This is a genomic window from Halonotius aquaticus, from assembly GCF_003605575.1.
GTDB classification, from domain to species: domain Archaea; phylum Halobacteriota; class Halobacteria; order Halobacteriales; family Haloferacaceae; genus Halonotius; species Halonotius aquaticus.
Genome location: NZ_QKNY01000003.1, coordinates 54,579 through 75,933 on the forward strand (window position 1 = coordinate 54,579; position 21,355 = coordinate 75,933).

Below are 21,355 nucleotides of genomic sequence, written 5' to 3' on the forward strand. Positions count from 1 at the left end.
GCAGGCCGCCAGCCGGGACGGCGATTCGTGGGCGAACCCCCCGGGTAGCAACACACTTATCCGCCGACCGGACTGACGAGTTGGTAATTACTGAGAGACAATCATGAACGAAGTGCAACTTGAAGTGGCGAAGGCGTACCCGAACGATTCGGGTCGCGGGATCGCCCGTCTTGACCCCGATACACTGCTGCATCTCAAGCTCTCGCCGGGTGACATCATCGAGATCGAGGGCGCGGAAACGAGCGCCGCGAAGGTCTGGCGCGCCGACCGCCAAGACTGGAACACCGACACCGTCCGCATCGACGGCTTTACGCGGCAGAACGCGGATGTCGGCATCGGTGAACGCGTCTCGATCCGCAAGGCCGAGGCCGAAAAGGCCGAAAAGCTCGTCCTCGCTCCGCCCGAGGAGGCCAGCGTCCAGTTCGGCAGCGACGCCGCTGGGATGGTTAAACGACAGATCTTGAAGCGGCCGGTTGTCGAACGCGACATCGTCCCGGTGATGTCCTCAACGAACCACCCCTTTATGCGCTCGCCAGGACAGGCGATCCCGCTGATCGCCGTCGAAACCGAGCCCGAGGGCGTCTGTCTCATCACCGAGGATACCGACGTGGAACTTCGCGAGGAACCCATCTCGGGCTTCGAGAAGACCGGCGGCGGGATCACCTACGAGGATATCGGCGGCCTCGAAAACGAGATCCAGCGCGTCCGCGAGATGGTCGAGTTGCCGATGAAACACCCCCAGATCTTCAAGAAACTCGGTATTGAGCCGCCACAGGGGGTGTTGCTGCACGGTCCGCCGGGTACCGGCAAGACACTGCTTGCAAAGGCCGTCGCCAACGAAACGTCGGCCAGTTTCTTCTCTATCGCCGGCCCGGAGATCATCTCGAAATACTACGGGGAAAGCGAGCAGCAACTCAGGGAGATCTTCGAAGACGCCAAAGACGAGTCGCCATCGATCATCTTCATCGACGAACTCGACTCCATCGCGCCGAAACGCGAGGACGTGACCGGCGAGGTCGAACGGCGTGTTGTCGCCCAACTGTTGACGATGATGGACGGCCTCGAAGCTCGCGGCCAGGTCGTCGTCATCGCCGCGACCAACCGTGTCGACAGCGTCGATCCCGCGTTGCGTCGGCCGGGGCGGTTTGATCGAGAGATCGAGATCGGCGTCCCCGACGAAGTTGGCCGCAAGGAGATCCTCCAGATCCACACCCGTGGGATGCCGCTGTCTGACGATGTGTCGCTGGGCCACCTTGCTGGCGAAACGCATGGCTTCGTCGGTGCCGACATCCAGAGTCTGACCAAGGAGGCGGCGATGAAGGCACTCCGGCGGTACCTCCCGGAGATCGATCTCGACGAGGAGGATATCCCGCCAAGTTTGATCGATCGGATGATCGTCAAACGCGAGGACTTCCGGGGCGCACTCAACGAGGTCGAACCCTCGGCGATGCGGGAGGTGCTCGTCGAGTTACCCAAGATCACCTGGGACGATGTCGGCGGGCTCGAATCACCACAACAACAGGTCAAAGAGGCCGTTGAGTGGCCGCTGACAAGCCCTGAAAAGTTCGAACGGATGGGCGTTGAGGCGCCGAAAGGCATCCTGTTGTACGGCCCACCCGGGACTGGCAAGACGTTGATGGCGAAGGCTGTCGCCAGCGAGACCAACGCCAACTTCATCTCGGTGCGGGGGCCACAGCTGCTCTCGAAGTGGGTCGGGGAATCCGAGAAGGCGATCCGCCAGACGTTCCGGAAGGCCCGGCAGGTCAACCCGACGATCATCTTCTTCGATGAGCTCGACAGCCTTGCGCCCGCACGCGGCCAAGACATGGGCAACAACGTCTCGGAACGGGTTGTCAACCAACTGTTGACCGAACTCGACGGGCTCGAAGAGATGGGCGATGTGATGGTCATCGGCGCGACCAACCGCCCGGATATGATCGACCCCGCCTTACTCCGCTCGGGGCGGTTCGATCGCTTGGTGAAGATCGGCCAACCCGACGAGGAAGGCCGCGAGCAGATCCTCAAGATCCATACCGACGACACACCACTGTCGCCCGATGTCAGCCTCCGTGAGATCGCTGAGATCACCGACGGCTACGTCGGCTCGGATCTGGAGTCGATCGCCCGCGAGAGCGCGATCGAAGCCCTTCGGGACGACGACGACGCGACGGAAGTCGAGATGCAGCACTTCCGGCAGGCGCTTGAATCGGTGCGCCCGACCGTCACCGACGAGATCGAGGCCTACTACGAGGATGTCGAAGAGCAGTTCCGCGGCGGCGGCGACCAACTCGGCGACCGTCGGGGCGGCCGCGTCGGCTTCCAGTAAAGCTGGGCGTCGACACCGCTGTCTTTTGAGCAGCTCACATCGATTTTCGAACCGGGGAGCTACCGAATCAGCAACAGCGGCTGTCGATCGAGCACGCACCGGTGGAACCGACGCCGCGGTGGTGGGCCGGTTCGTTACGCCAACAGGGCGTCGAGCACCGGCTGATAGAGGAACGGGAGTGCGTAGTAAGCGGCGTACACCAACACGAGCAGTGAGATCGCAAAGCCCGCTTTCGGGCGTTCGAACGTCATATCGTTGCGGGCTTCGACCGCTCTGGACTCGTACTCGAAGAAGTCGGTGATGAACACGCCGATCACCGGCAGCATGAGGATCATACCGCTGGTCGGTCGGTACACGGTAAACAGCAGCCCGAGGATGACAAGCCCGGTGGTGGTGAACACGTGTGGCGGATAGCGGCTGAGCCCGTCGTCGTCGCCGGTTTGCTCAACCTGTTGTTTCTGCGTGCGGTGGCTCATCAGTCGGGTGACGATGTTGCCGACCGCAAGGGTGAGGATGGCAATCGGGAGCATCGGCCCGACCGTCTCGATCCAGCCGAGGGGAACGAGAAACTGTAGTGGGTACATACCTAGTCCTGTGGCGACGACTCATTAGAGTTTTTCCAATTGCGCCCGCGCTCACCGAGCCGGCGACGGTCAACAACGGTGATCGATCCCGCAACCGAGACGGAAACCGTGAGGTCGGCACCGCCACTGGCGACCGCTCGGCCGTCGGCGAGGACGCTCACAGCGTCGTCGCGCTCAACCCGGAGCGTCAGCGGCGGGCTGACAACCCACTGATCGGCCGTCATCGCAAACGGGGCGATGGGAACGACCGCGAGGCCGGTGTCGGGTGCGAGCCGCGGCCCGCCGGCAGCCCGGCTGTAGGTGGCCGTTCCCAGCGGCGTGGCGACGACGACGCCGTCGGCGCGAAACGTCGTCAGCGTCGTCTCCTCGGTCACCGCTCGGTACTCCGAGATCCGGGCTGGATCGGTCGTCACGATCGCACAGTCCCGAACAGCACGCGTCGCCGTGTCACCAGCCTGTACTGACAGCACCCGGCGGGTGATCGTTGGCACTGTCGTCGCCGCGTGGGCCGCGAGGTGTGCAAGCAGGGTCGAGCGATCGGTTGGCGTGTCATCGCTGTCGCTCGCTGGCAGCAAGAGCAACGGTCGATCAGGCTCGTTGTCGACAGCCGCTCGGAGGGCAGCGTCGTCGACGGCGAGGAGCACGTCGGCGGCCGCCGGATCGACAAGGCTGAGTTCGTCGATCGCCGCGACCGTCTCGCGCAACTGCGTGGCCACCGCATCGGCCGGTGTCTGGGCGACGGCAACGTTCATCGAGATCGCTCCCACGCTACGTGCCGCATGCTCGGAGGCTGCGGCCGCACCGACAAAAGTCCCGCGTCGGCGAAGCCATCGCGTGCCATCAGGCGGCCACGAACTCGTAGGCGTAGACGTGGTTGAGCAACAGATAGGTGATGACGCCTAACGCCAGCGAGAGAATCCACGTCCCGGCAGCGACACGACCGACAGTGCGGTGGGGTGTCTGCGTGCGAAGCTCCTCAGGCGTATGCGTCAGTCCGAGCACGACAGCGTACAAGACGAGTGGCATCGCCAGAATCGACAGCAGGATGTGGATTGCCAGCATAAGCAGGTAGGCCGGATACACCCACTCCCACAGCGGCACCCAACTGTAGGCCGAGTCAAGCACGAACTCTTTGGTGCCGCCGCCGGCGACTTTCGGGAGGTACATACTCAAAAACAGGAGGATGAGGACGAACGCCGAAAGCATCGCGTGGGCATGTTTACTCACCTCGTCGTTGCGGATCCAGTACCAGCCGGCGGCCAGCGACGTGACCGCAAACGTGTTGACGACGGCAATCGCGTGGGCCAGCAGATTGACCTGTCCAAGGCTCAGTTCCGGAAAGAGGGCCTGTACCGAGGGCACCGCGAACACGCCGACGACTGCCGCGTAGCCGACCACGGCCAAGAGCAGTGTCGTCGCCCGCGGGTGGTCACGAGCCCAGCCGCCGACCATCGGAGTCTCCATACCCCGACTTGGGACGTGTCGGTAATGCGGGTTTCGACTCACTGCGAGCAGCGGCACAGCAGCCGCGCGGTACGAGCAGCGGCGAACAGCGATGCGGTGACGGTCTTACTCGCGGTCGATGACACCGGTCACGGTCGCCGTCTCGACGGCCGCATCGAGGTCGACACCGTTGCCGAGGATCGTGTACCGATCCCGGATTTCGTGAGCCGTCGTCAGCGCCTCCAGCACCTCATCGTCACTGACCCCGAGTTCGTCGGCTGTCGTCGGCGCGTCGATGCTGTCGAGGGCCTGTCGGATCGCCCGCCAGCGGCCGCCGTCGCCGCTATGGAGGTATTCGGTCAAAATCGAGCCGACGCCGACCTGGTGGCCATGCAAGGCTTTGTTCGGCGCGATGCGGTCGAGTTGGTGGGAAAACAGGTGTTCCGCGCCCGAAGCGGGACGGGAGGAGCCTGCGATCGACATGGCGACGCCGGAGGAGACGAGCGCCTTGACGACGATCCACGCGGACTCTTCGAGATTTGGGCGGATCGAAGCGGCATTGTCGACCAACATCTCGGCGGTCATCTCCGAGAGCGCGGCGGCGTACTCGGAGTATTCGACGTTTTTGAGTCGGTGGGCGAGCCGCCAGTCCTGGACGGCGGTGTAGTTCGAGATGATATCGGCACAGCCGGCGGTCGTCAACTCCCACGGCGCGCGGGCGATGACTTCCGTGTCGGCGACGACCGCCAACGGCGGGTCGGCGGCGATCGAGTGGCGGCTGTCGCCCTCCGGGATCGACGAGCGGCCGGAGACGATGCCGTCGTGGCTGGCGGCGGTCGGTACCGAGACGAAGCCGCGGTCGATCTCGTCTGCGGCCATCTTGGCGATGTCGATTGGTTTGCCACCCCCAAGCGCGATCAGATAGCCGGCGTCGATATCGCGGGCGATCTCGGTGACACGCTCGATAGAGTCGAAGCTAGCTGACTCGATTGTCACCGTCGTCGGGTCGTCGAGTTGGGCGCGGAGCCGGTCGCCCGCGAGCTCGTTCGGCGTTGGGCTGGTGACGACAAGCGGGTCGCCGTGGAGGTGGAGTTCGGCGACCGCTTGACCAAGCTCCTCGATGACGCCGTGGCCGACGACCACATTCCGTGGGAGCTTGATCCAGGTCGATTTGTCGAACATACTCGCCAATCGACGGCCCAGCATGAAACCATTTGGTGTCGCTACGGCCCCAGCTTATTACCTCGCCGGGAGTGAACCCTTGACAATGAGTAGCGAGCCGACCGGCACCAACATCGAGGGCGAGGCACCCGACGCCGAGCCGGTCGTCGAGACCGACGAGGCGACGATCACCGAAGACGCCGAACTCGAACGGACGCTTGGGCTCTCCGGTGGGTTGGCTATCGGCATCGGGACGATGATCGGCGCGGGCATCTTCGTCTTTCCGGGGCTGGCCGGCGCAGAAGTCGGGACGGCGGCTGCAGCCTCCTTCGGCGTCGGCGGGATCATCGCCTTACTGGTCGCGCTGCCGACCTCAGAGCTGGCAACGGCGATGCCGAAAAGCGGCGGCGGCTACTATTTCATCTCTCGTGGGCTGGGAACGCTTGCGGGGACAATCATCGGCCTCTCATTGTGGATCGGTCTCGTATTTGCGACCGCGTTCTATCTGGTCGGGCTGGGGTTTTACGCACTGGATGGGCTTGCCCTGGTCGGGATTACCGTCGGCGCGAGTCCGGGGATCATCGTCTCCACGATCGCCGTCATCGCCGGGATCGGATTTACCGTGTTGAACGTGACCGGCACCGAAAACGCGGCCAAACTCCAAAACGGGATCGTCGCACTGTTGTTGTCGATGCTGGTCGCGTTTCTCGCCTTCGGGATGGCCGACGCCCTCGGACTCGTCGATGCCGGCACGCCACCCGGCGAGGCGCGAAACGTCTGGGCGGTCGGCCCGATCATGTCGGTGGCCGCCCTCGTGTTCACCTCGTATCTCGGCTTCGCACAGGTCGCCACCGTCGCCGGCGAGATGAAATCCCCTGGGCGGAACCTCCCGCTTGCGATGCTTGGCTCGGTGCTGATCGTCACCGCGATGTATGTCATAACGATCTTCGTGGCGACGAGTGTCTTCACACAGGACGCCCTGGCCGCCGCCGGCGAGACCGCGATGGTCGAGATCGGTCGCGCGCTGCTCGGGACGCCAGGCGCGCTCGTGATCATCATCGGCGGGCTGTTGGCGACGATGTCGTCGGCCAACGCCTCGATCCTCAGCACCTCGCGAGCCATCTACGGCGTCTCGAAGGACGCCTTGCTTCCGGGGTGGGCGAGTCGAATCAACCTGAAATATGGAACCCCACACGTCGCCCTTGGACTGGCCGGCGGCCCGGTGATCGTCCTGGCGGCGACCCGGCAGGTGCAACTGCTCGCCGAGGTCGCCTCCTTCCTGCATCTGATCATGTACGGGTTGATGTGTGTCGCGCTGATCGCCATCCGCCGCGACAGGCCCGAGTGGTACGATCCCGACTTCGTCGTTCCGGGTGGGCCGGTGATCCCGGCGGTCGGCGCGGTGGCGAGTTTCGGCCTGATCGCGTTCATGGATCCGCTGTCGATCGGCGTTGGTCTTGGCGTCATCGCGGCGACCGCCGGGTGGTACTTCTATTACGCCCGCGACATACGTCTCAAGGGAGCCCTCTAATGAGCCGCGTCCTCGTCCCCGTCGAAGTCTTGGCGGGTAAGACGGTTGCACCGGGGCTGATGACCCTGCTGGGAACGGTCGATGTGACCGTCCTCGGCTATCACGTCCTGCCCGAACAGACGCCGCCGGATCAGGCGCGCCACCAGTATGAGGAACGCGCGACCGCCGCGCTGGAAGACCTCAGCGAAGAGTTCCGGGCGGCCGGTGGCGCGGCCGACCACCGGCTCGTGTTCACCCACGACCGCGAACAGACAGTCACCCGAATCGCCGATGAGATCACCGCCAACGCGTTTGCGATCTCCGGGATGACCGGCGATGTCGACACCATCCTTGTCTCGCTGTCGGGCGACGTGGCTGTCGACCGGATCACCGCGTTCGTGACGGAACTGATCGGCGACCGCGAGATCGCCGTGACGCTGTTGCTCGCAAGCGGCGCTGAGGCGGCGGTCGACGATCGCTTAGAAACTGCTGCGACCCAGCTTCGCGAGGCCGGGATCGACACAAACACGTCGACTGCAGCCGGCTCGCCGTTCGATTCGCTGATGGATGCGGCACCAACCCACGACGCGATTGTGATCGGCGAGGCAGCCCCCTCGCTGCGGTCGCTCGTTTTCGGTGATGAAGCCGAGCGCGTGGCCGCGTCCTCTGTCGGCCCGGTGTTGGTCGTCCGCCGAGAGGAAGAGAAGGCTGAAGCTACCGATTCAGAGCAGTAATGCACTTCCAGTATCGAAGTCGAGGAGACCGAGGGCAAGAACGGAGCGACGCGCCGAAATCGAGTCAGATATATTGAACCGAACGTCGTACCTGCCCACTGTGAACGTCGAATTCGAATGCATTGTCTGTGGCGAAACAGCAGTCGCATCGGTTGACGACGATGAGGTACCGGACGACGATGAGCCGATGGAGACGCTCCACGACTGTCCAAACTGTGGGATCGAAACGATCTGGGTCGAAGCCTAACGCACCACGCCACGTGTCGCCCTGCTGGTATCGCGGTGGCAACCGCTCACAGCTCAGGCTACAGCCTCATCAACCGGCTCAACCCGAATCGACCGCGCAACGGATTCAGGAAGGCTCTGTTCGTCGCCGCTGGCGGTTTCGACGGTAATCATCCCGAACGGCGCGATATCGGTGAGTTCGAGCTCCGTCCCCGGCGTGATGCCGGCCGCTTCGAGATAGGTCAACTCTTCCTCGTCGCGGTCGCTAACGCGGCTGACGACGACGTGGTCGCCGGTCTCAAACTCGGTGAGTCGGACGGCATCGTCGCCTTCGATCGGGTCGAGTTCGACACCCGGAATCGGATCGCCGTGGGGGTCGACAGTCGGGTTATCGAGGGCCTCGGCGACGCGGCGTTCAAACTCCTCAGAGATGTGGTGTTCTAAGGCGTCGGCCTCCTCGTGTACCTCGTGCCAGTCGTAATCGAGGTGTTCGGTGAGATACGTTTCCAGCAGGCGATGGTGGCGAATCACCTCTAAGGCGACAGTTTCGCCCTCCGCGGTCAACTCGACGCCCTTGTACTTCTCGTGGTCGATAAGGTCGTTTTCGGCCAGCGAACTCACCATGCTGGTGACCGTCGGCGGGGTCTTCTCAAGATACTCCGCGATTTCGGAGGTCGACACCGGCGGCCCGCCCTCGGTCTGAAGGACGTAAATCGCTTTCAGGTAGTCCTCCATGGTGTCGCTGAACATACAGGGGCTAGCGGTGTCGAGGGCAAATAGCTACCGGGAAGCAGCGACGACCGCGGGCTATCCACCGGGGCCCATCAGATGACTGCGGAGAATATCCGGCGTCTTGGTGCCGGATTCGGTGTTGAGCAACACCACCGTCTCGTCGCCATCGAAGCCGCCATCGTCGGCGTACCGCCACGCGCCAGCCGGGGCCGCGCCGCCGGCCGCGCCCATCTCGATGACCTCGTTGCTGGCGACGGCGACCGCCGATTCGAGGATCTCATCGTCGTCAACGGTGACGGCCGCCCCGTTGAGTCGCTCCAAGGCAGCGACAGCCTGCTCACCGCCGGCCGGATCAGGCACCTCCAGTTCGCCGACGATCGTATCCGGGACAGCCCACGGCTCGGGTGCGCTCGCGCCGCTGTCGACCGCGGTGGCGATCGGTGCACACCCCGTCGGCTGTACCGCCACCAAGGTTGGCGTCTCGTCAGCAACGCCAATCGTGACCAACTCCTCAAAGCCAGCGGCAACGCCAACGACCACCTCGCCGGTGCTTGCCGGGACGAAAACGACATCCGGAACCGCGCCGAGATCCGCATACAGCTCGAAGGCCAGGGTCTTCGCGCCCTCCTGTCGGTACGGCGTGGTGAACTCCTGTAGCGAGTAGTAGTCGCCAGCCAACTGCTCGTCGACAGCGTCGGCGGCATCCGAATACCGCCCACCGACGACCTGCATCTCCCCGCCGTGGACGTTGATCATCGCCTTGTTCGAAAACGCTGACCGCGAGGGAACAAACGCGTAGCTCCGGACGCCGAGGCGACCCAGATACGCCGCTGCCGACTGCCCACTGTTGCCGGTTGTCGCCAGTGCGGCCGGTTCGACAGCCTCGGGAGCTGCTCTGGCTGCGATCGCGGTCGTCGCGATACTCATGCCGCGATCATAGATCGTTCCTGTTGGATTCCGGCTCTCGTCTTTGATGTAGACGCTGTCGACGCTGAGTTCGTCGGCCAGCCGATCGGCGGCGACCAGCGGTGTCGCCCCCTCGCCGGCGGTGACGGCGTCGGCGGCGTCGAACGGCAACAAGGCGTCATACTGCCACTGTCCGCGTGCGGACTGGCCACCGGTGGCCGCGTCAGCGTCGCGGGGAGGTGCGCCGCGGTCGAACAGCGCGGCATCATCAACCGCGTCGTAGTCGTAGGCGACGGTGCAGGCAGTGCCACAGGTCGGACAGCCCTGATCGGCATCGAGCGGGTGGATCGTCTCGCAGTCCGGACACCGTAGGCCCTGAACAGCCCCCGTTGGTTCCATACACGGCGTTGGGTACCGACGCCCTAAGCCCTTCCCGTCGCTCGGGGAGCTACGAGTGACCTGATGGCAAGCTATTATGTGTGCAGCAGCGTAGCCTACAGCGATGGGTTCCCCGCTGTCCCGGCGGCAGACACTCGGGTTGACCGCAACCGCCATCGCCGGCGGTACAGCCGGCTGTCTCGGCGGCGACCCACCCGAGGGAACGATCGATTACTCAGTGCTGGACGCCATCGACTGGGCGAATGCTCCGCCAACAAAGGAGACAACCGCGGGCACCCAAAAGCCGGTGTTCCGGGAGTATCTGGCTGACGGCGATCCAGACACCGTGTTGATCCTGTATCATAACGCGACCCTCGATAGCCGGATGCTCACTCCGCTGGCCACGGCGATTGCCGAGACAGGAGTTGCCCACGTCATCACCCCCGACATTCGGGGCCACGGGCCCAACCCGATTCGCCGTGGTGACAGCGAGTATGTGGGGCAACTCAGCGACGATCTTGAAGCGGTTATCGCCACCGCAAACAGCCTCCAGCGGCCGACGCCACTCGATGAGTTCGACACGGTCATCATCGGCGGCCACGGTGCCGGCGGCGGGTTTGCGGCCCGAATCGGCGCGGATCCACTCGGCGACAGCCTCGCCGACGCCTATCTGTTTTTGGCACCGCATCTCGGGCGACTGCTCACTCCGACGAGCCGACGCGCCTTCGGCGGCTGGCAGCAGTTCAACGTCCAATCGGCCCTGGTAGCTGGGCTGTTCAACGGCCTCGGTGTTGGCCTCTACAATGACACCGAGGTCGTCAGCTACGAGATGCCGGAGAGCGCCCGCTATGGAGCTGAGACGCGCTCTTACACGTTCCGGCTGGCCACCGATCTGGTGCCGGATGAGCATACCGTCGTCACCGAGATCGAACAGCCGACGCTCACGCTTGTCGGCAGCGACGACGAGGCCGTGATCCCGTCGGCCTACGAGTCGTTGCTGGCTGACACCGAGGGGAGTCAGGTATCGATTCTCGACGGCCTCTCGCATCTCGAACTGATGGCCCACCCGAAAACGCTTGAGGCAACGATCGCGTGGATTGAGTCACTCGGTGGGTAGGCCGACACCGCTACAGTCTGATAGGAGTCCGGGTGCTTCTTTGCCCCCGCCATCCCATATAACAGTATGAGTCGTTCTGTTGTCGTTATCGGCGGCGGACTCGCGGGGTTGGTCGCCACCCGCCATCTCGCGGCTGGTGGCGCGGATGTCACGCTGTATGAGGCCGACGAGACGGTGGGGGGCCGCGTCACCACCCACACCGAACGCGGCTATACGTTGGATCGCGGCTTTCAGGTGCTGTTTACCGCCTATCCGGCGGTACAGCGGGAGCTCGATCTTGCTGCCCTCGACCTCCGGCGGTTTTCGCCGGGCGCCACGATCGCCCGGCCCGGCGGTCGGTCGGTGTTGGCCGACCCACTGGGTGATCCGAGTGCTGCCCTTGCCAGTCTGCTTACTGATGAGGTCACCACAACCGACAAACTGCGAACGCTCGCGCTCCGACAGGATCTTTCGACACGGGCCTACGACGATCTGCTCCAGCGACCCGACGCATCGATCCGCGAGTGGCTTCGTGAATGGGGCTTCTCCGAGCAGTACAGCAGTAACTTCATCGCGCCGTTCTACGGTGGGATCACGCTGGATCGATCGCTGTCGACCTCCAAGCGCGTCTTCGAGTACACGTTCAAGGCCCTCAGCGACGGCGACAGCGCGGTGCCGGCCGAGGGGATGGCCGCAATCCCGCGGCAACTCGCCGCGGCCGCCGCCGACGCCGGGGCAACAATCCAGACCGGCGAGGCTGTCACAGAACTCACACAGAAACGCCGGCATGCGGTCGTTGTCACCGACAACGATCGCCGCGCGGTCGACGCCGTCGTCGTGGCAACCGGCGCGCGACAGGCGGCGCGGCTCACCGACTGTGCTGCGATCCCGACCGATGGCGTCGGCTGTGTCACCCAACACTATCGGCTCCCAGCGGCTGACGGTCTCGACACCGGGCGGCGACTGCTGTTGAACGCCGGCGACAGCGCGCCGAATACGGTTGTGCCGATGTCGACGGTCGCCCCCGAGTACGCGCCCGACGACGGGGTGCTGCTGAATGCGACGTTCCTCGGCGACGACGTCGTCGACACCGACAGCCAGCAACTCGCTGCCAAGACCCGCGAGACGCTGTCGGCGTGGTACCCCGACCGGCAGTTCGACGGCCTCGACCCCCTTCGAACCGATCGGATTCCGTTTGCGCAGTTCGCCCAACCGCCCGGGATTCACGAGTCGCTGCCAGATGTACGTGATGGCGGACGACGCACCTATCTGGCCGGTGAGTACACCGAGTGGTCGTCGATTCAGGGCGCGATGGAAAGCGGTCGCAAAGCCGCCCGTGCGGTGTTAAAGGATCGCTGAGACGGGGTCACAACAACCGCTGTAACTGCTGGAGTGGCGGAAACCACAGCGTGTCGTCATCTTCGTCATCCCAGACCACCGGCTGTAGCGGGGCCAGCGTTGACACCAGCGGCGACGGCAGATCGGCTGCTCGTCGGTCGCTGATATCGACGCCGCCAGCGAGGGTGGTAAACGCTGGGAGCACCAGTAATTCGCCGCCGCGGTAAGCGTCTTTGCCAAACAGATAGCAGGGGCGTTTCACCCCCTCGATCGTGATCGCCGGATGGGCATGGCCGATCACGTAGCGATGCCCACGTTCCTCGGGCGGGGCGTGGCCATGGCAAACAACCGTGCCGTCATCGAGTGTGACCGCGTCAGCAACCGAGCCCGGCCAGCAGTCGGCCAGCCGGCTATCGTGGTTGCCGACAACAGCGAGCGCGTCGACATCGGCGTCGGCACAGTCGGCCCACAGCCCTTCGATGGCGTCGGCAGCAGTCCGTGGCAGCCGATCGAAGCTGTGGAGGAGATCGCCAGCAAAGACGATCGTCGCCGGCGCGAAGCGATCCAGCAGTGTGCGAACGCGCTGGCGGATCGACTCGCCAGCGTCGATCGGAGCCGCAACACGGGAGGCGTCGCCCCGGCCAACATGGAGATCAGCGAGCACCACCGCGTCGGCGGCGTCGAGGTACACCGCCCGGTCGGCGAACCTCAGCGTCTCAGCAGCCGGTGGGCGGACAGCCATACCGACGTGTTGGCGTCGACGGACAAAACCCTCCGGTCGGCGATCCCGTCGGGCTTTTTACCGTGCCACCGAAAGCAACGGGTATGAGCGATGCCCTCGCGGACAAGCGAACGGCCACGCGGTTTCGCGTGCTGGTGGAGATCGCTGACCGCCAGCCGGCGGTGAGCCAAGGCGAGATCGCCGACTCGGTTGGCGTCACCAGCCAAGCTGTCTCCGAGTACATCCGCGAGCTCGTCGACGACGGCCTCGTCCGCAAGGAGGGGCGCTCCCGGTATGCCGTCACCAAGGAGGGCGTCGACTGGCTGTTTCAGGAGGCCAGATCCCTCCAGCGGTTCGCCAACCACGTCACCGACGACGTGTTGGGCAGCGTCCAGGAGGATACAGCGATCGCCACCGACGCGATCGAAGCCGGCCAGCAGGTCACTCTCTCACTGGAAGACGGGTTGCTGCATGCGACCCCCGGCGACGAGGGGCCGGCAACCGGGGTCGCCACGACCGATGCCAACGCCGGCACCGACGTGAGCGTCACCTCATTTGAGGGGATCATCGAGATGACAACCGGCACGGTCACTGTCGCACAGGTGCCGCCGGCTCGTGATGGCGGCAGCCGCGAGGCCGATATCGACGCGTTGGCCGACCACTGTGAGACCGCCGATCAGTGTCTGGCAGCCGATGTCGAAGGCGTCGTCTCACTCCGGGAGGCGGGCTACGAGCCAGCGGTGACGGTTGCTGCCGGCGAGGTCGCTGCCGCGGCGGCCGCCGTCGGGATGGCTGTCGTCGTCGCCGCCTCAACCGACACAGTTGGTCGTGTCACCGACGCACTCCGCGATGGCGACACGGATTATGACGTCACAACGCTGTAAGCGCACGCTATCGCCGCGCCCGCTCAGGCGGTGCCCTCGGCGTGATCTTTCGCGGTCGCATAGGCTTCCTGGAGCTGTTTGAACTCCTCGCTGCTGCCGCCGCGATCGGGGTGGGTCTCTTTGGCTCGCGAGCGGTAGGCATCGCGAACCTCGGTGGCGGTGGCGTCAGGCGAAATCCCCAGCTGCTCGTAGGCACGATCCACCGGGTCGTTGCTGGTCGGTGGGGGACGGACATCATCCGGGATCTCAAAGGGCAGTCGGCGGCCGAGGTTGGCCGCGGGCATCTCAGCCTCACACAGAATGACGTGGGTTGTGGTCTCCTCAAGTCCAAAGAGGACGCGTGGATCAAAGGTAAGCCCGACATCTCGATCCGGCAGATAGAACTCCAGGCTGTGGCCGGCACGGTCGTGGCCTTCAAGATACGGTTCGTCGATCGCCGTCAGATACTCTCGGAATTCGGCACGCCGCCGCTCCGTGCCACTGGTGTACTGGGTGCGGTCGTGGTGGCCGTGATCTGTGGCAGGAAACAGTCGATCGCCAACATAGAAGAGGGCAGCGACGATCGCGGAGGCAACCAGTCCCAAGAGGAGCCCAAAGACGACCCACGCCGGCAGCGTGGCCTGCAGCACGGATAACACACCTGTCGTTTGCGCTCCAGAATAAAGAACGTCTCGCCCCTGTCGCTCAGATCACGCCTTCGTCTTTCAGGCCCGCGATCGCGTCGTCCACGAGTGACTCAACATCCTCGTAGGGAAACTCTTGGTGGCCGCTGAGCTCCGAGGCAAGTTCCATTGCGGTAAGCGTTCGTTCTCCGGCGGTGAACGTTGTCCCCGGGCCGTTGGGGAGTGCGGGAACCAGATCCATCTGGCCGGTGATCGGGTAGTCGGCCCCGGCGAAGGCCTCGGTGAACTGCTCGCGGAGTTCGGCTTCAACTGATGACATGGGCGAATGTGTCGGGATCGGCAGTAAAAGCGTTCCGAAACGGGTGACACGCGGGGAGACGCACCAGTGGGTGGGCGGCTGCGAACCAACATATTCACTACACCCGATCACGAAGGGCGAGATATGAGCGACAACGACGCGGTCTCGCGGCGGGGGCTGCTTCGAACAGCGGCCGGCGGCGTCGCCGCGGCGGGAGCCGCAACGGCCACGGCAGGTACCGCGGCTGGGCAGTCGGAGATGGCTGATTTCGGGAGCCACCTACAGGGCGTCGACGGCGGCACCGAAGATCTTCGTGGAAACGATGAAGTTACTGTCCAGGTCGGTGCCAGCGGCAACGGCGGCAATCTCGCCTTCAGCCCAGCCGGCATCTGGATCGACCCAGGAACGACCGTCATCTGGGAGTGGACCGGCGAAGGCGGCGGCCACAACGTCGAGACCGTTGAGGGGCCAGCCGAGCTTGGAAGCGAGACGGTGAGCGAGGCCGGCTTCACCTACGAGTTCACCTTCACCGAGGAACACGCCGGTATCACCAAGTATCAGTGTGTCCCCCACTCCTCGCTTGGGATGCTCGGAGCGGTCGCTGTCGGCGGCGACGTGCCGACAGTTGAGACCGGCGGCGGTGGCGGCGGTGGCGGCGCGCCACAGATCCCGGATACAGCCAAAACACTCGGGTTGGCAACGTTTGTGGCGATGGTCTCGACGCTCTCGTTTGCCTTCTTCTTCCTCAAATACGGCGGCGACTACGAGGACGCGGCCTGATCACAACAGGCCGTAGTTGTCGATCGCCTGCCGGTAACAGGTGAGATACCGCTCGACGATATTGCTGTAATCGTAGCGTTCGTACGCTGGATCGATGGTTCGGTGTTCAAGCGCGCTTGCGGCGACGATCTCATCAGCAAACTCCTGTGGCGTCGAGACGAGTTCACCGCGAGTCTCGGCAAGCCGGGATTTCTCCTCAATCAGCTCGTGGGCCGCTGAATCGGTCTGATACTCCGCGATGCCGACACAGCCACAGGCTAATCCCCACAGCAGGTTCGTCGCAAACGGCTCTTGTTCGGCGGTCTGGGCGAAAACGTGGGCCCCTTTCAACACAGCAACGCGCTGTTCGTCGCCCAACTCGCCGAGAAATGAAACCCGATCGCGGATGCGGAGGTCGCGGGCTGTCCGCTCGATATCCGACGCCGCGTCCCCGTTGCCGATGATCGCCGCCGACCAGTCACGGTCGCGGAGCTCGGCCAACGCGAGCAGAAACGTCTCGGCGTTGGCATGTGAGTCCAGCTGGCGACTGTAGACCAGATCAAACTCGTCGTTGACGGGCGCGGATTCGATCAACGAGAAGTCCAATCCCTCAGGGATGATGCTGACCGCCGACTCGGCGGCCCCGTACTCACGGACGACCGTTTCAACCGTTTGGGAGGGGGCGATGAGCCGGTCGGCGTTGCTGGCGACGCTCCGGCAGTCGCTGTCGCTGTCGTCGTCACCGATCGCCCACCAGTCGACAACCAACGGCACCCGCAGTAGTCGGCACACTGCTTTGGCGGCGCGGGCGTGTCGAGCCGGCGTGTTCGGCATGTGGACGACATCCGGGTCGACCCGTCGAATGGCCAACGGGAGTTTGGCGACAAAGCGGTTCGTCGAGAACTCGCCGTCGACCGCGCGGTAGGAAATACCGTCCTGCTCGAAGGTTGGGTGATCGCCGTCCCACCAGCGGCTACAAAGCACCACAACCTCGTGGTCAGTGTGGCTGAGCAGGCGAATCAGTCGCGTTCGTCGGCGAATCGCAGGGGTGTCGCGGGTGTGGTGGGTATGCATCGAGACGAACGCGACACGCATACCTGAAGCGTGCCACCCGTTCATTAAAAACCCACGCGAAACGTGCCCGATCGACCCCAGGCGTCGGTCGCTACCCACGTACCCGACCGGTTAGCTGTCACTCCTTGTGTGATATGTCGCGTCTGTGGTTCGTTGGTGTCAGAACCCACCTGCAGAAGTGTTCGTCGCAGGCTACGATGCCTGCCGTGGACGGTTGGAGCGGCGATTCAGTGCGTTCGGTCAGTTGATGGTACCGGCTGCATGTCCGGCCCTGAGAGCCGGCTGAGGCCAACAAGCAGCGAGAGTGTCATTACAACCAACAGTCCAGCCAAGGCGAGCGCAAACGTCGTCACACCGAGGGTGACGAGTGCAGCGGCACCGGCCAGCTCACCGCCGATGGTGGTGAGGAGGGCCGCGATGGCGAGTCCGAGGAGTCGATCTTCCAGTTTCGTGGTCATACTTCCCCTTGGGGCTGGAAGGTGATAAGCCGCGCCCGACACCTGCGGTCGTGTCTCACACCCGCATGGCCGGTAGAATCAAACCGTTCTCGCCCAAACCCACAGCTATGAGCGCGGAATCGACACAGCGGGCGATCCGGTGTCTGATCGCCAAGGTTGGCCTCGATGGCCACGACCGCGGCGCGCAGGTCATCGCTCGGGCGTTCCGGGATGCTGGCTTCGAGGTGGTGTACTCCGGACTCCACCGCGCGCCCGAGGAGATCGTCCAGGCTGCCGTCCAAGAGGACGTGGATGTTCTTGGCATCTCGATCCTCTCAGGGGCCCACAACACGCTGATCCCGAAGATCATCGACGGCCTGGAATCCTACGGCGCGCTTGATGACACCCTAATCCTCGTTGGCGGCATCATCCCCGAAGAGGATACGACGACGCTCAAAGAGATGGGCGTCGCCGAGATCTTCGGCCCCGGGACGCCGATGGAAGAGACCGTCACGTTCGTCCGCGAACACGCCGGAGCGGAGTGACAATGGGCGACGACACCCCCCAGACCGCCGACGACGATGGCGACGATGGCGACGAGACGACCGACGATGAGCCCACAGCGTCGCTCCCGGATGAGTTGCTGGCGACCCGTCCAGCGGCTCCACGCGAGCAACTATCGGCGACGAATACAGCGTTGCTGGATGACCTCTTAGATGGCGACCAGCGCGCGCTCGCACGCGTGCTCACGAAGATCGAAGATCGGACAGCGGGAGCCCGTGACCTCCTGGCCGCGCTGTACACCCACGCCGGCACGACACCGGTACTCGGGATCACCGGCAGTCCCGGCGCGGGCAAATCCACGCTGGTCGACAAACTCACCGACTACTATCGCGAGCGCGGCGAGATTGTCGGCGTGTTGGCGGTCGATCCCGCCTCGCCGTACACCGGCGGGTCAGTGTTAGGCGATCGGATCCGGATGGGGTCGACCGCCGGCGATGAGGGCGTCTTCGTCCGCTCGATGAGCGCGCGCGGCCGCCTCGGTGGGCTCTCGATGGCGACGACCGACGCCGTCACCGCCTTCGAGGCCTTCGGGATGGATCGGATCATCATCGAGACGGTCGGCGCGGGCCAAAACGAGGTCGACATCGTCGAAACCGCCGACACCGTCGCGGTCGTCGTCCAGCCGGGCTCCGGCGATGACGTCCAACTGCTGAAAGCCGGCATCCTCGAGATCGGCGACCTCTTCGTCGTCAACAAGGCCGATATGGACGAGGCCGCCCAGACAGTCGCAGATCTGGAGGCGATGGTACACGGCGCGAAGCCGACCGGTGGGGTTGCTGGTCACCACACCGCCGATATCGGCCCTGTTGGCCACGATAGCGACGACAGCGAGACCAGCACCACCGACGACAATGAAGAGCCGACGTCGTGGACACCCACAGTCATCGAGACGATCGCCACGACCGGCGAGGGAGTTGAGGAGTTCGCCGATGCTGTCGCTGCACACACAACCCACCTTGATTCGTCAGCCGGAGCGACCAGCCGCCGGCACCAACGGGCGGCAGCAACCCTGCAGCGACTCCTCCGGAGTGATCTGAGCGAGATCAGCGAACGCCTGCTGGACGCCAACGGCGGCCTCAATGTGTTGGCCGCAGCCGTCGCAGAACGCGACATTGACCCATACACGCTCGTCGACCGGCTTGTTGCGCCACTTGATTCGGCTGTCGCATCGGTACCCGTCGACACCGACGGTACAGACGAGACACCGGATGCCAACACCAACAGCGACGGCAACACCCCAACCTGAGGTCACAAGAGCCACCCGTGAGGTTCCTATAGGCTTATTGTAGTTCGATTGTAAGGGATCAATACGTCGTACCGAGCAGCAGCGGTGGGCCCACCACTGTCGCGCCGGACACCACCAGCTTTCAGAGGACGCAATGGACGACCAGCCACAGACCACACAGCCGGATTTCCTCTACACACTGGCGACCAACGGCCAGTTCGACCGGATCGCCCGCTATCTCGGGAGCAACGATTCACTGGGCGTCCGGTTGGGGGCCGCCGGCATCCTCGCCGAGTTCGGCGACGGGGTGAAACAGGCCGACAACGGCGAGATCAAACAACAACTTATCAGCGGCGTCTTAGAGGAAACCGACGAAACCGTTCGGGCCCGCATCGTCGAGACACTGCTGTACATCCACGACGAGGACATCATTGAGACGCTCGTCAGAAAGGTCGCATCCGACACCGAGCCGACACCGACCGACTCGCCACACCCACTGGTGTTAGTCGAGTGGCTCGGCAGCGACCACCCCGAACTCCGTCTGCTAGCGGTCGCTGGCCTCGGCGATGTCGGCACCCACACCGTCGTCCCAAAGCTGGCCTCCGCGTGTACGGACGACGACTACCGCGTCCGAGCCAGAGCGATCGAGGAATGCGGCCGGGTCGGCGACCACCGCTGTGTCGACGCGCTCATCGAAGCGCTTGAGAGTTACAACGAGGAAATCAAGATGAAGGCGGCCCGGTCGCTCGCCCAGATCGGCGGCGATGCTGCCATCGAGGCCCTTATCGACGCCGCGAAAACCGACAACGAGGAACTCCGGCGGACGGTCATCGAAAGCCTCGGGACGCTCGGGTCGCTTGATGTCCTCACAATTTTGCTCAACGGGATCGACGACAGTGATGACGGTGTCCAACAGGCGGCCGCCGAATCCATCGTCGAGTTGGTGTATCAGGCCCCTTTCGAGGAGAGCCATACCGTCCGCGAAACGGTCGTCGAAGAGCTACAGGCCAGCACCGACAGCGACACCGTCCCGATCTTTTTGGCGCTCTTCGAGGAGAGCGACCGGCGGGCGATCCGGCGAAATACGGCGTGGCTGCTTGGGCGCATCGCCAACCCGCATCCACGCGATGAAACCGTCGAGACCCTTATCGACGCGCTGGATGCCTACGACGATACCACCGCCCAGATCGCCGCCACCAGCCTCGTCCGGATCGGCGGCATCGATCTCGAAGAACGGCTTGAAGCCGCCATCGACAGCTACGAGACCAGCGAGGACGCCCGCCAGCGCGCGGAGTTCGTCCACACCCAGATCACCGACAGCGAGGCCGAAGAGCTGCTGAAACAGACTGTCGAGTACGTGCGGGTCACAGAGCCCGCCGACTACACGGCCAAGAAGCGCGACGACGCCTAGCTTACTCTTGGAGGAACAGCGGTCCCTCAGCTTTGATCTGCATATCGAACACGGGATCTAACACGTTCATACTGGAGGCCATCCGGTCGCGGTTGACGAAGAAATGCGACAGCGCGGTCACATCCTCCAGTCGAGCCGTCAGGAGGTGAAGGAATTTGAAGATGCGCTGAAGCTTTGCTTTCTGGATGAGTTCGGTGAGGATGTCGAACTCGAAGGCGATCTTCCGGCCGGGCTCTTGTTGCTCTTCGAGCACGCGTGAGATGGTCTCGGTGAGACTCCCCAACCCCATCTGTTTGTCGAGATGGACGATCTCGACGGGGATATCCATCAACTGGACACCGCTGAGCCCCTCCAGTGGATCTTCCTTTGTCGTCAGGACGACCGTCCATTCGGGCCACTCACTAAGTTTAGACCGCAGCAGATCGATCCGCTCTGCCGGGTTCGTGGTGACGATTACGACAACATCACCCGGCGAGAGAAAATGGACTCTGGCGTTGTCGGCACCGGTCGATTCGATCGGGGAGAGCACCGCAACTGACCCCGTTCCGTTGATGTCGTCGGCGACGTGGACACCCGACTCCAACAGCGGTTTTTTGTGTGAAAACAGGTGCTGTTTGAACGTTTCAAGCGCGACGTGCTCGTCGTGGGCGGAGTTACGGCGATCGCAGTACGGACACGACCAGCCGACCATCACCCCCTCCTGTGTGAGGCGGTTTTGGTTGCGCTTGGCGATGTAGGTTTTCACCCGCTCGACGGTCTCCTCGCGGCTGGCCGACCAGACGGTGAAATCCCCACTTCGCGCACGCCATCGGTACACCATCGACTACCTCATCGGAGTCGGGTAGCATACTTAAAACTCACCATGAACTAAGTAGTGCCGTTCAGAGCCTGAGACGCCGGTCAGTTGGTGAGTATCGATCAGGACA

General features: G+C 63.9%; 23 protein-coding genes. 11 read left to right on the forward strand and 12 right to left on the reverse strand.

Features of this window, described 5'->3' with window-relative positions:
• Positions 1-103: 103 nt before the first annotated feature.
• Entirely contained in the window at positions 104-2,326 is a 2,223-nt protein-coding gene (locus DM826_RS01235) for a CDC48 family AAA ATPase (protein WP_120100487.1), read from the forward strand.
• A 134-nt stretch (positions 2,327-2,460) separates the two neighbouring features.
• On the opposite strand, the gene DM826_RS01240 is transcribed toward DM826_RS01235, so the two are convergent.
• The 4 genes from DM826_RS01240 to DM826_RS01255 all read right to left on the reverse strand — a co-directional run bounded on the left by DM826_RS01240 (position 2,461) and on the right by DM826_RS01255 (position 5,535).
• On the reverse strand, positions 2,461-2,910 hold the full coding sequence (locus DM826_RS01240; protein ID WP_120100490.1) for a DUF7313 family protein: 450 nt from the start codon (positions 2,908-2,910) through the stop codon (positions 2,461-2,463).
• Positions 2,911-2,912: 2 nt separating this feature from the next.
• Positions 2,913-3,662 carry an NAD(+)/NADH kinase gene (locus tag DM826_RS01245; RefSeq protein ID WP_120100492.1) on the reverse strand — a complete coding sequence of 250 codons (750 nt, stop codon included), beginning with the start codon at positions 3,660-3,662 and terminating at the stop codon, positions 2,913-2,915.
• An 88-nt stretch (positions 3,663-3,750) separates the two neighbouring features.
• Positions 3,751-4,374, reverse strand: a complete 624-nt coding sequence (locus tag DM826_RS01250; protein ID WP_120100495.1) for a DUF420 domain-containing protein — start codon at positions 4,372-4,374, stop codon at positions 3,751-3,753.
• Positions 4,375-4,479: 105 nt separating this feature from the next.
• A complete protein-coding gene (locus DM826_RS01255; RefSeq protein ID WP_120100497.1) occupies positions 4,480-5,535 on the reverse strand; it encodes an NAD(P)-dependent glycerol-1-phosphate dehydrogenase in 1,056 nt (351 codons plus the stop codon).
• Positions 5,536-5,620: 85 nt separating this feature from the next.
• Here DM826_RS01255 and DM826_RS01260 point away from each other — a divergent pair, with 85 nt between their 5' ends.
• The 3 genes from DM826_RS01260 (at position 5,621) to DM826_RS12915 (ending at position 8,005) form a co-directional block, all read left to right on the forward strand.
• Positions 5,621-7,045, forward strand: a complete 1,425-nt coding sequence (locus tag DM826_RS01260; RefSeq protein ID WP_120100499.1) for an APC family permease — start codon at positions 5,621-5,623, stop codon at positions 7,043-7,045.
• Positions 7,045-7,758: a universal stress protein gene (locus tag DM826_RS01265; protein WP_120100501.1), complete on the forward strand. Its 714-nt coding sequence runs from the start codon at positions 7,045-7,047 to the stop codon at positions 7,756-7,758. The genes DM826_RS01260 and DM826_RS01265 overlap by 1 nt, the downstream gene beginning before the upstream one ends.
• A 100-nt stretch (positions 7,759-7,858) precedes the next feature.
• On the forward strand, positions 7,859-8,005 hold the full coding sequence (locus DM826_RS12915; RefSeq protein ID WP_165853217.1) for a hypothetical protein: 147 nt from the start codon (positions 7,859-7,861) through the stop codon (positions 8,003-8,005).
• Positions 8,006-8,058: 53 nt separating this feature from the next.
• Here the strand turns inward: DM826_RS12915 and DM826_RS01270 are convergent, their stop codons facing one another.
• Positions 8,059-8,733 carry a metal-dependent transcriptional regulator gene (locus tag DM826_RS01270; protein ID WP_120100504.1) on the reverse strand — a complete coding sequence of 225 codons (675 nt, stop codon included), beginning with the start codon at positions 8,731-8,733 and terminating at the stop codon, positions 8,059-8,061.
• A gap of 57 nt (positions 8,734-8,790) precedes the next feature.
• Positions 8,791-10,020: a threonine synthase gene (locus tag DM826_RS01275; protein WP_120100506.1), complete on the reverse strand. Its 1,230-nt coding sequence runs from the start codon at positions 10,018-10,020 to the stop codon at positions 8,791-8,793.
• A gap of 103 nt (positions 10,021-10,123) precedes the next feature.
• Here DM826_RS01275 and DM826_RS01280 point away from each other — a divergent pair, with 103 nt between their 5' ends.
• Entirely contained in the window at positions 10,124-11,116 is a 993-nt protein-coding gene (locus DM826_RS01280; protein WP_120100508.1) for an alpha/beta fold hydrolase, read from the forward strand.
• A 66-nt stretch (positions 11,117-11,182) separates the two neighbouring features.
• Complete coding sequence (locus tag DM826_RS01285) at positions 11,183-12,454, forward strand: NAD(P)/FAD-dependent oxidoreductase (protein ID WP_120100510.1); 1,272 nt, start codon at positions 11,183-11,185, stop codon at positions 12,452-12,454.
• A 7-nt stretch (positions 12,455-12,461) separates the two neighbouring features.
• On the opposite strand, the gene DM826_RS01290 is transcribed toward DM826_RS01285, so the two are convergent.
• Entirely contained in the window at positions 12,462-13,175 is a 714-nt protein-coding gene (locus DM826_RS01290; protein WP_120100512.1) for a metallophosphoesterase, read from the reverse strand.
• 83 nt (positions 13,176-13,258) lie between these two features.
• Here DM826_RS01290 and DM826_RS01295 point away from each other — a divergent pair, with 83 nt between their 5' ends.
• A complete protein-coding gene (locus tag DM826_RS01295) occupies positions 13,259-14,038 on the forward strand; it encodes a DUF7839 domain-containing protein (protein WP_120100515.1) in 780 nt (259 codons plus the stop codon).
• A 23-nt stretch (positions 14,039-14,061) separates the two neighbouring features.
• Here DM826_RS01295 and DM826_RS01300 read toward each other — a convergent pair whose 3' ends face one another.
• Positions 14,062-14,676, reverse strand: coding sequence for a J domain-containing protein (locus DM826_RS01300; protein WP_120100517.1), 615 nt, complete (start codon positions 14,674-14,676; stop codon positions 14,062-14,064).
• Between the two features lie 46 nt (positions 14,677-14,722).
• Positions 14,723-14,980 carry an MTH865 family protein gene (locus DM826_RS01305; RefSeq protein WP_120100520.1) on the reverse strand — a complete coding sequence of 86 codons (258 nt, stop codon included), beginning with the start codon at positions 14,978-14,980 and terminating at the stop codon, positions 14,723-14,725.
• A gap of 123 nt (positions 14,981-15,103) precedes the next feature.
• Here DM826_RS01305 and DM826_RS01310 point away from each other — a divergent pair, with 123 nt between their 5' ends.
• Positions 15,104-15,739: a halocyanin domain-containing protein gene (locus DM826_RS01310; RefSeq protein ID WP_120100523.1), complete on the forward strand. Its 636-nt coding sequence runs from the start codon at positions 15,104-15,106 to the stop codon at positions 15,737-15,739.
• Here DM826_RS01310 and DM826_RS01315 read toward each other — a convergent pair whose 3' ends face one another.
• Positions 15,740-16,813, reverse strand: a complete 1,074-nt coding sequence (locus DM826_RS01315; protein ID WP_120100526.1) for a glycosyltransferase — start codon at positions 16,811-16,813, stop codon at positions 15,740-15,742.
• Positions 16,814-17,019: 206 nt separating this feature from the next.
• Positions 17,020-17,250 carry a hypothetical protein gene (locus DM826_RS01320; protein ID WP_120100529.1) on the reverse strand — a complete coding sequence of 77 codons (231 nt, stop codon included), beginning with the start codon at positions 17,248-17,250 and terminating at the stop codon, positions 17,020-17,022.
• A 107-nt stretch (positions 17,251-17,357) separates the two neighbouring features.
• Here DM826_RS01320 and DM826_RS01325 point away from each other — a divergent pair, with 107 nt between their 5' ends.
• From DM826_RS01325 to DM826_RS01335, 3 genes are all read left to right on the forward strand, one after another.
• Entirely contained in the window at positions 17,358-17,774 is a 417-nt protein-coding gene (locus DM826_RS01325) for a cobalamin B12-binding domain-containing protein (RefSeq protein WP_120100531.1), read from the forward strand.
• Between the two features lie 2 nt (positions 17,775-17,776).
• A complete protein-coding gene (meaB, locus tag DM826_RS01330; protein ID WP_120100534.1) occupies positions 17,777-19,039 on the forward strand; it encodes a methylmalonyl Co-A mutase-associated GTPase MeaB in 1,263 nt (420 codons plus the stop codon).
• 133 nt (positions 19,040-19,172) lie between these two features.
• Entirely contained in the window at positions 19,173-20,429 is a 1,257-nt protein-coding gene (locus DM826_RS01335; RefSeq protein WP_120100536.1) for a HEAT repeat domain-containing protein, read from the forward strand.
• A gap of 1 nt (position 20,430) precedes the next feature.
• On the opposite strand, the gene DM826_RS01340 is transcribed toward DM826_RS01335, so the two are convergent.
• Complete coding sequence (locus tag DM826_RS01340) at positions 20,431-21,249, reverse strand: DUF7504 family protein (protein ID WP_120100539.1); 819 nt, start codon at positions 21,247-21,249, stop codon at positions 20,431-20,433.
• Positions 21,250-21,355: the final 106 nt, after the last annotated feature.